The organism is Pantoea sp. B9002 (assembly GCF_013385945.1).
Taxonomy (GTDB): domain Bacteria; phylum Pseudomonadota; class Gammaproteobacteria; order Enterobacterales; family Enterobacteriaceae; genus Pantoea.
This window is the reverse complement of the sequence record NZ_JACAPA010000086.1, coordinates 1-8,755: the sequence shown is the minus strand read 5'-3', so window position 1 is coordinate 8,755 and position 8,755 is coordinate 1. Positions and strand designations below refer to the sequence as shown.

General features: G+C 50.3%; 9 protein-coding genes and 1 pseudogene. 6 read left to right on the top strand and 4 right to left on the bottom strand.

The genetic code is table 11. The features are described 5' to 3' along the window. Together HX773_RS25275 and HX773_RS25270 are read right to left on the bottom strand one after the other, a co-directional pair. Nucleotides 1-523 (bottom strand): tyrosine-type recombinase/integrase (locus HX773_RS25275; protein ID WP_176973791.1); only part of this gene is annotated, 523 nt, incomplete at its 3' end. 123 nt (nucleotides 524-646) lie between these two features. Next, nucleotides 647-1,555: a LysR family transcriptional regulator gene (locus HX773_RS25270; protein ID WP_176973790.1), complete on the bottom strand. Its 909-nt coding sequence runs from the start codon at nucleotides 1,553-1,555 to the stop codon at nucleotides 647-649. A 121-nt stretch (nucleotides 1,556-1,676) separates the two neighbouring features. Between HX773_RS25270 and HX773_RS25265 the strand changes: the two genes are divergently transcribed. From HX773_RS25265 to HX773_RS25255, 3 genes are read left to right on the top strand one after another with little or no spacing between them, the layout of a single operon-like run. Further along, nucleotides 1,677-2,606 carry an alpha/beta hydrolase gene (locus HX773_RS25265; protein ID WP_176973789.1) on the top strand — a complete coding sequence of 310 codons (930 nt, stop codon included), beginning with the start codon at nucleotides 1,677-1,679 and terminating at the stop codon, nucleotides 2,604-2,606. Between the two features lie 55 nt (nucleotides 2,607-2,661). After that, nucleotides 2,662-3,642: a TIGR03571 family LLM class oxidoreductase gene (locus tag HX773_RS25260; RefSeq protein WP_176973788.1), complete on the top strand. Its 981-nt coding sequence runs from the start codon at nucleotides 2,662-2,664 to the stop codon at nucleotides 3,640-3,642. 14 nt (nucleotides 3,643-3,656) lie between these two features. Beyond that, complete coding sequence (locus HX773_RS25255; RefSeq protein ID WP_080571089.1) at nucleotides 3,657-4,628, top strand: nuclear transport factor 2 family protein; 972 nt, start codon at nucleotides 3,657-3,659, stop codon at nucleotides 4,626-4,628. Here the strand turns inward: HX773_RS25255 and HX773_RS25250 are convergent. Continuing rightward, complete coding sequence (locus HX773_RS25250) at nucleotides 4,611-5,540, bottom strand: LysR family transcriptional regulator (RefSeq protein ID WP_022624662.1); 930 nt, start codon at nucleotides 5,538-5,540, stop codon at nucleotides 4,611-4,613. The genes HX773_RS25255 and HX773_RS25250 overlap by 18 nt on opposite strands. A gap of 119 nt (nucleotides 5,541-5,659) precedes the next feature. Here HX773_RS25250 and HX773_RS25245 point away from each other — a divergent pair, with 119 nt between their 5' ends. Together HX773_RS25245 and HX773_RS25240 are read left to right on the top strand one after the other, a co-directional pair. Further along, on the top strand, nucleotides 5,660-6,757 hold the full coding sequence (locus HX773_RS25245; protein WP_176973787.1) for an alkene reductase: 1,098 nt from the start codon (nucleotides 5,660-5,662) through the stop codon (nucleotides 6,755-6,757). Nucleotides 6,758-7,126: 369 nt separating this feature from the next. Next, nucleotides 7,127-7,513 (top strand): VOC family protein, encoded by a 387-nt coding sequence (locus tag HX773_RS25240; RefSeq protein ID WP_176973786.1) that lies wholly within the window; start codon nucleotides 7,127-7,129, stop codon nucleotides 7,511-7,513. 33 nt (nucleotides 7,514-7,546) lie between these two features. Here HX773_RS25240 and HX773_RS26075 read toward each other — a convergent pair. After that, a pseudogene (locus HX773_RS26075) lies at nucleotides 7,547-7,894 on the bottom strand (NIPSNAP family protein). 114 nt (nucleotides 7,895-8,008) lie between these two features. On the opposite strand from HX773_RS26075, the gene HX773_RS25235 reads away from it, so the two are divergent. Then, entirely contained in the window at nucleotides 8,009-8,437 is a 429-nt protein-coding gene (locus tag HX773_RS25235; protein WP_176973785.1) for an ASCH domain-containing protein, read from the top strand. Nucleotides 8,438-8,755: the final 318 nt, after the last annotated feature.

Below are 8,755 nucleotides of genomic sequence, written 5' to 3'. Positions count from 1 at the left end.
AGTTTTTGTTGACCGCTACAATCACCCGGAGATTCTTGGTCTTCTTGTATATCAGGAAAGGTTTTGTTCTTCTCATGGAATGAGTGCTGTACAGCGAATCTTCGAGTCCAAGTTTTTCTACCCATCCATGAAAAATACGATTGTATTGCCGGGTTGAAATGTGTTGGCAAGAACCGACCCGAGATTGGAACAAGTAGTCTTTACTGTGCAGATTGTCCCGCTTTATAAGCGCTACCACTGCTTCTCTTGTCCCTTTGGTTATCTCAAACTGGACAGGGCTGCCGGTTTTCTGTTGTAACACTGTTGCTCTGCTTGAAACAGAATTGCCATGTGCAACATCTGATACTTTGAGTTTTACCAAATCACAGCCCCGAAGTTTACTGTCTAAAGCCATGTTAAACAGGGCTAGATCGCGCGTTTTGCCTTCCAGTTCAAGTCTGATTCGAATCCCCCAGATATGAGATATCTGAAGCGGTTTTTTTTGTCCGATGATACGATTTTTGTTCCACGGTGACGTGTTCATGCTCAAACCTCCTGCAATGTAGGAGATTTAAGTATGATTGTCCCTCATGAGCGAACAGCGGACGTGGAACCTGTAAATGCATGCCACATAACTGCGTTTGGAAGTCCTGTACGGACATTTCCCTTATTCCCAGGGTACGCCTTGCTCCCAGCTTTCAACCAGCAGGTCGATAAAGGCGCGAATGCGCGGGGATAAATGTCGTTTACTGGGGTAAATGATCCGAACAGGTTCAGTGGGGAAGGGATAGTCCTCAAGCACGGGTATTAATTTACCGCTACGCAAATCTTCTCCAAGCAAATAGGTAGGTAAGTGGACTATACCAAATCCGGAAATTGCCGATGCCCGCATGGCTTCCGAACTGTCGAGGTTTAGCCGCCCGGGTCCTTCATACACAAAAGTGCCTTCCGGAGTCGCAAACCGCCAGCTGCGTCTCTTTTCTGCACTCAGAAGAAAAATAGTGTCATGCCTGGTTAAGTCTGCGGGCGTTTCTGGAATGCCCCGTGAGGACAAATATTCGGGAGATGCACAAGTGACAATCTGCTGCGAAGCAATCGTTCGGGTAAGAATGCGCGAATCATCGCGAGGTTCACCGATGCGAATGGCAATATCAAAGCCTTCTTCAATCAGGTCGACAAACCTGTCGCTAAAGGACACCTCCGCACGAAGCTCCGGCCACTTTTTCAGATAAACATCAAGAATGGGAAGGATATGGTGCTGACCAAAAGAAAGCGGCGCACTCAGCCGGAGAGTCCCCGTTGGCTTACCTCTGCGCATGGCCATCGCGGCATCGACCTCTTCCAGGTCATCCAGTATCTGTCGGCAACGCTCGAACATGACCCTCCCTTCATCGGTCAGACTCAGACTCCGGGTGGTACGGTTCAGAAGGCGAACCCCCATGCGCGTTTCGAGCCTGACAATACTCTTGCCAATGGCAGAACGTGTGAGCCCGAGGGAGCCCGCTGCGTGGGTGTAACTCCCGGCTTTTACCGCCGCGACGAACGCGGCGATATCACCAATGCTGTTGATCTCCATGCTTTATATATCCTCTTTAATACGGGCGTTAACGTACCCCGATACGGGAAGCACATTCCCCAAATGTTTATATATTATAGATTCCTGTTATTTTTTAACTCAAATACAAACAGGAATAAAAATGCTGAATCAACAAACCAAACAAGCCGTAAAAGAATGGTCAGAAAGCCTGGCCGGCCTGGGTCCAATCCTTACCGGTGAGGATACCGTAACGCCTATGAGTGAGGTGCGTGACGCCTACACCCGTATGCTGGCCAAAAATCCTGCACCTTCCGGTGTCAGTTTTGCTGAGGTAGATATGGGAGGCGTGCCGGGAACGCTGGTAACCCCCGACAACCTTGAAACTGATGCCATCGTTATGTACATCCACGGCGGTGCTTACATTGTCGGTGAACCGGCGGGTTATCACGGCATTGGTGGTAACTACGCCAGCATGCTGGGCGCACGGGTTTACATGCCGGATTACCGTCTGGCACCGGAGTATCCTTTCCCTACGCCTGTTACCGACACCGTTCGTGCGTATGAGTGGTTGATTGAGCAGGGCTTTGACGCCAGCAAAATCGTACTGGCGGGCGAGTCTGCGGGCGGAGCGATGGTGGTTACTGTTATGGTAGCTGCGCGTAATAAAGGCCTGCCGCTTCCTGCTGGCGGTGTTTCCATTTCCCCATGGGCCAACCTTGAGCACACGGGCGTCTCCATGACCAATCGGGAAGGCCTTGATCCTCTGAACACCAAGGCAGGTCTGGATTTCCTGGCACGCACCTTCCTGGGCGATGCGTTGCCTAATCACCCAATGGCATCACCGGTGTTTGCCGATGTGACGGGCCTGCCGCCGGTGCTGGTTCAGATTGGCGAAAACGAACTGATGCTGAGCGACGCGATGCGTCTGGCAACTCATCTGGGTGATAACCGGGTTCGCGTAAACCTGGAAGTCTGGCCAGGTATGTTTCACGCATGGCATTTCTTCTCCACACTGCAGCCAGAAGCGGTACAGGCTCTGGAGAGCTCAGTCGTCTTTATGAAGCAGGCTCTGCGGGATGCCGCGAAGTAATCATCAGTGATGAATAAATAACGGGCGCAGCTGACTGCGCCCGTCAGGAGTGAAAATGCCCGATTTACAGACACAACTCACTTATCCGCCGGATCTTGCCTCACATAGCGCATATAAGCGCGTATTCAGCCCGGGCCGACTGACCTTCGGCTTTATTATGCCACTTGAAGGTTATCCGGATTCACCTTTCCCAACTCTGGAGGATCATCAGGCGCTGGCAAAATTTGCTGATGACGCCGGTTTTTCCGCTCTCTGGATGAGAGATGTACCCTTTTATGACCCGCGGTTTGGTGACACCGGACAGATGCTGGATCCTATGGTCTACCTTGGATTTCTTGCCTCCCAAACTAAACGCATAACCCTGGGTACTACCGGTATGGTGTTACCTCTGCGGGACCCGATTATATTGGCCAAGCAGGCAGCCTCTGTGGACCAGCTAAGTGGTGGGCGCCTTCTGCTGGGATTGTCCAGTGGGGATCGCGCTGTAGAATACCCTGCGTTTGGAGCCGATTATGATAACCGTGCCGAACGCTATCGGGAGGCGTTTGGTCTGATTAAAACCGTCAGTGAGACGTCCTTCCCGGTGGCTGAAACGGCGTTTTACGGAAGGCTTTCAGGCAACCTTGATCTTATTCCTAAACCTTTTAAATCCCGCATTCCGATGATTGTGGTAGGGCGGGCGCGGCAGGACCTGAGCTGGATAGCTGAAGAAAGCGACGGATGGATATGGCATCTGAGTGACTTCTCAACGCTCCCGGAATTGCTTGAATTCTGGCGTGGCGATTACGATGACAATCGTTTCAGACCTTATGGCTATGCCACCTTTTTTGACCTCGATGCTAACCCTGACGCCCCGCTTCGCAGATTGATGAATGGCATCACTGTCGGCCGCAATGCGCTGATAAAGCTATGGAAGGAGCAGGAACGCCAGGGGGTAAACCACGTTGCGTTAAATCTGAAACCGCTGACACGGCCCGCAGCCGAGGTGATGGCTGAAATGGCAGAATTCGTGTTACCCGAGTTTCCTTCTGAATAAACGCAGGACAATAAATGAACAGTTCATTTCATTCTTCGGTGCAGAGCCTGATTAGTTTTTGTGAAACCTGGTCAGGAAATGCTTGCTCAGACAATAGCCAATGGCTGGACCCCTCGGTCAGATTAGTCAGCAGTCATCGTGGAACAGTTTCCGGCCGTGAAAATGTCACCGCCCTTTTGCAAAATGACTTTGCTGACCTGGATAACGTATCCGTTACGCTGACAAACACCGTTGAGCGCCGGAACGATAAAGATTACGTCGCCAGTGCATACCTGCACGGGCAGGCTTCGCGCAAAGGTTCCGGACGTCATAACCAGGTGCGGTTTGGGGGGACGGTCGTGATGAGGGCAGGCACAGATGAGTCCCAACCTGTTATCCATACTCTTCACCTGCAAATAACCTGGACTTCAGGTGCAAGGCAGTTGTTATCGGGATGGCTGCTACCGGCTGAAGAATCCGGCTGGCATCAGGGATTTCCGCAAGTCGCCATCATCAGTGAACTTGACGCCCCCTGGCATATTGTGCCAGAAAACCACCGTGATACGAGTGAAGAACAGGGAGTCATCGATACCTGGTATCGCTATGCGTGGGCGCTGGACCAGGCAGATTTCAAACTTTTCAGCACATGCTTTAGTGAAAATGCTGCGGGTAATTTTACCCCCCTGGGCTACATATCAGGGAGGCGGAATATTATTGCCGCAATGAAAGCCTTCCGGCTTCCGTGGCCCTGGATGCAGCATTATGGTGAACCGCTGAAAGTATGTATCCAGTCCGATCGTCAGTCGGCCATCCTGATAATAGGCCGTATTATCGCGGAAAAAACACACGACTCAGGGGAGCGCGAAATCTACGGCGCGCATTACCGGGTTGGAATGGAAAAGGATTCTCACAATCGTTGGTCAATATGCTGGAGCGAATATAATCCAGGCTGGCTTTCAACAGACGATGTATCCGGTATTGATACCGCATTACCGCGTAACAGATGAACGCTGCGCGCTCGGCAAGCGTGCCGGCAACTCTTTTTTCAGTTCTTCAATCAAGGCTCTCACTTTAGGAAGGACCGTGTGAGTCCTGGGCCAAATTGCAGAAATGGGGGTGGGCGGTGCCTGAAATGTGGGTAGAATTGCACGAAGCTGCCCCTTTTTGATGGCATCACCGCATAACCAGTCCGGAAGTTGCGTCACCCCACATCCGGCAATAGCCGCTTCCAGCATGGCTTGACCATTATTAAAACGGTAGGCTGAGGAAACAACATGCCTTACAACGTGTCCCTCTTTACCCCGGATTAGCCAGTAAGTTTGCCCGTCTGACGGTAACCCTGAAATGCATCTGTGTGATGAAAGCTCACGAAGATCAATGGGGGTGCCTGCTCGTTCAAGATAGCCCTCAGAGGCGCAAATGGTAAGCCTTTGCTCGCCCAGGCGGGTGGCAACCAAATCACCTGAGTCAGGCAGGGGGCCAAGCCTCAGCGCTAGGTCAAAGCCGTCTGTCGCCGGGTCGCGAACCCGATCACTGAAATCAACTTCGATATTCAGGGCCCGGTATTTTAAAGCCATGATATTGAGTAAGGGCATAATGAAAAGGTGCCCAAAGGCCACGGGAACCGTCAGCCGCATCAGTCCAGATGGCTCGACTATTCCCGCCTCTATTCTGCTTTCGGCATCTGAAATCATATCCAGAGCAGCAGTGCAGCGATTGAAATAGATCTCACCTTCCGGTGTCAGCGACAGGCTTCGCGTACTGCGGTTGAGTAAACGAACCCCCAGCCGAATTTCAAGACGCTTGATGCTTTTGCTGAGTGCAGAACGCGTCACGCCTAAACCCTCAGCTGCAGCAACGAAACTGCCTTTTCTGACGACTTCAGTAAATTCCTGTACGCCATTGAGTTGTGCCGTCACAAATATTGGTTCCTTTATCTCAACACTGAGGGGCTTTTTGCCCAGGTAATCATGGCCTTCAAATAAGGATAAGATCGTTGCTAACAGATTTTTACCATGAAATGGCTTCAGGAGACAGAATGAGCGAGTTGCTGAATATCTTTACAATGAATGGAATAAAGCTTAGCAATCGTGTCGTTATGGCACCAATGACACGATCGCGGGCCTATAACCTTGTTCCCACTGACAGTATGGTCACCTACTATCGCCAGCGCGCAACAGCAGGTTTAATTGTTTCCGAAGGTTCACCTGTTTCAATGGAAGGCCGTGGACAGGCTTACACGCCGGGAATTTACACTGACGAACAGATAGTGGGCTGGAAAAAAGTTACTGAGGCAGTACATGCGCAGGGTGGGAAAATATTCATCCAGCTATGGCACGTAGGACGTTCCTCTCACATTGCTCACCAGCCTGATGGGCAGGCACCGGTCAGCTCCGTATCACGCGTTGCAGAAGGCTGCACCACTCACATTCCCGGTGATAACTGTCAGTCTGTACGCGTATTTCACAGCCAGCCCCGCGCATTAGCAACGGATGAAGTCCCGCGAATAACGCAGGATTTCGTTCGGGCGGCTAAAAATGCTATCGAGGCGGGTTTTGACGGTGTGGAGATCCACGCGGCTAACGGCTACATCTTCGAGCAATTTATCAATGGTGGACTTAACGACAGAACAGATCGTTATGGCGGTAATATTGCCAATCGTCTGCGGTTTACGCTGGAAACTGTGGATGCCGTCTCTGCAGCCATCGGGAGTCATCTGACAGGTATCCGTATTGCGCCCTATGGCCGTCTGCAGGATATGCATGCTTTTGATGATGAGCAGGATACCTGGTTATCTTTGGCTATCGAACTGCGTCGTCGACATCTCGCATATGTGCATTTGAGCGATCAGGAATCACTCGGAGCTCAGGCCATTCCAGCTGGCTTCCTGACAAAGTTTCGTGAGGCCTACGAGGGAACTCTTATTGTCGCGGGCAGCTATACACAGGAGCGTGCAGAACTGGCACTCAGAGAAGGATATGCCGACTTAATCGCATTTGGGCGTCCTTTCATAGCCAATCCTGATCTCGTTAATCGCATGAAAAATGGGTGGCCGATAGCTATTCCTGATAAAGATACATTCTATACCGGGCGAGATACAGGTTATATAGATTATCCCACGTATTACGTGGATTAAGTTCCCATAAGCTGGAATGTATCCGAAATGCCTCCGATCCTAAAACAGCTCCGGTTTTCACGCGATTGGGAGAGGAGTTATTCAATTAATAGTTAAAATTCCAAATAAATAAATTTCAAATAATTACTTCGTTAGCGTGGTTTTACATCATGGGCCTTCAAATCCCGTGTACGTTTTTGGCACGAAACGGAGGCTTGTGTCAGGCCAGCTATGATCGAGAAGCGGACGTCAAATTATGGCCACAGGGAAGCTCTGCCATATTAAACATAACAACCCGGTCACGCCCCCATATAAGGCATCTGGTGTATGCTGCGTCAGTAAAAAAGAGATGAAAAAAATGACTGATAAAACGAATCCTACTGGAACCGCATGGTTCCCGAGATTACCGTGACGGATTTTTCCGTCTCTCTGCGCTTCTATACCGATGTGCTTGGCTTTGGTGTCATCATAAGGCGTACAGAGCCCGATTTTGCCTATATCAGCCTCGGTGAGGCGCAACTGATGCTTGAGCAGTTTCATCCGGGCGGATGGAACACGGCAGAACTCACCTGGCCGCTGGGGCGTGGCGTTAATTTTCAGATAGAAGTGGACGACATTGAACGGATATTCGACCGCATAAGTGCGTATGGCGTAACGCTGTACCGGGATCTCCGTGATAACCACTACAACATCGGAGAAAAAATTGCCTGCCAGCGAGAGTTTCTTGTGCAGGATCCGGATGGCTACCTTCTGCGTTTCAGCCAGTACATTGAATAGCGTTTCTACCGCGATTTTGCCGGTCGCTCGTATTTAATAAAAGCCAGTCGTTACTTCATTCCTCAGTCCTTCAACCACCGTTTCAGGCAGGGTTATGACTGCCTTAACGCTGGTTTTGATCCGTTCGACGATTGCTGTTCGAGGTCCCTTCTGCTAGGCCTCACTCCCGTAAAATGTTTCCTGCTTGGCCTTCATATGCACAATGTCATCAAATGCCCGGAGCAGGTAGTACGAATCCTGGTCATGTAGGGAGCAACCGAATGCAACGACGTCGATACCCGCCTCATGTTGCAGAGGAGCACTTATTTCGACCATGACTCGATGAAACTCTTGGCCGGTACCGGGTTCCAGGGTGTACTGCAATATCTCGACAGTTTTCATAATTTCCACTCAATTGGTATGCATACCTGAATTTACCACACCATCTCAGAAACGAATTGAATGAATATGTGTTAAATTCGACCACCAAACTGTTGCTGGAAAAAGGATTTTGTTATGAAATTAGTTGATGCTCTGAAAGCCAAATACCCGGGTTCACAGGCGTGGCAGATCGGAGATGATACTGATATGGCTAACGAGCTGGCGGACTTGGTTATTAAAGGGATTAAAACCGCATCTTGTGGCGCTCTGACCTCATACCTGGCAGAAGAATCGGCACCAAGAATAGGTAGTCATAATATTATCCTCAACGGGCGAGATGAGCCGGTATGCGTCATCAGAATGACTTCAATGAGTCTTGTGCGTTTCTCTGACGTTACTGAGGAGTTTGCCCGTAAAGAAGGCGAAGGAGATATGAGCCTCGAATATTGGAGAACCGAGCATAAAGCATTTTTTACCAGGGCTGGCCTTTACGCTGACGACATGGAGCTTGTCGCAGAAGAATTTGAGGTCGTTGAGGTCTGTAACCAGACTGCTCATGCCTAGTGCTCATATTTAACATAAGACTAGTTCTAGCCATTCTCCAGGCGCCTAAGTGCGTTTCTGCGTTAGGAAGGACGTTTACGGCATCTTCCCCTAATCATATCGTGAAAAACGCCTCTGATGATTTCAGTGCGGTTGCATTGCTATGCATTGTGGCCTGCTCCCGCAGATTACTACATTCTCATGTTAAGAACGTCTGCTTCTGGCTGTGAGTTCAACGGGTCGACGCAACGCTATCCTTAAACAAGGGGGGACGTTGCCATGAAACGAAGAACGCGCATTTACTACACGCCAGAACAGAAAGCGATTATCTGGGACAGG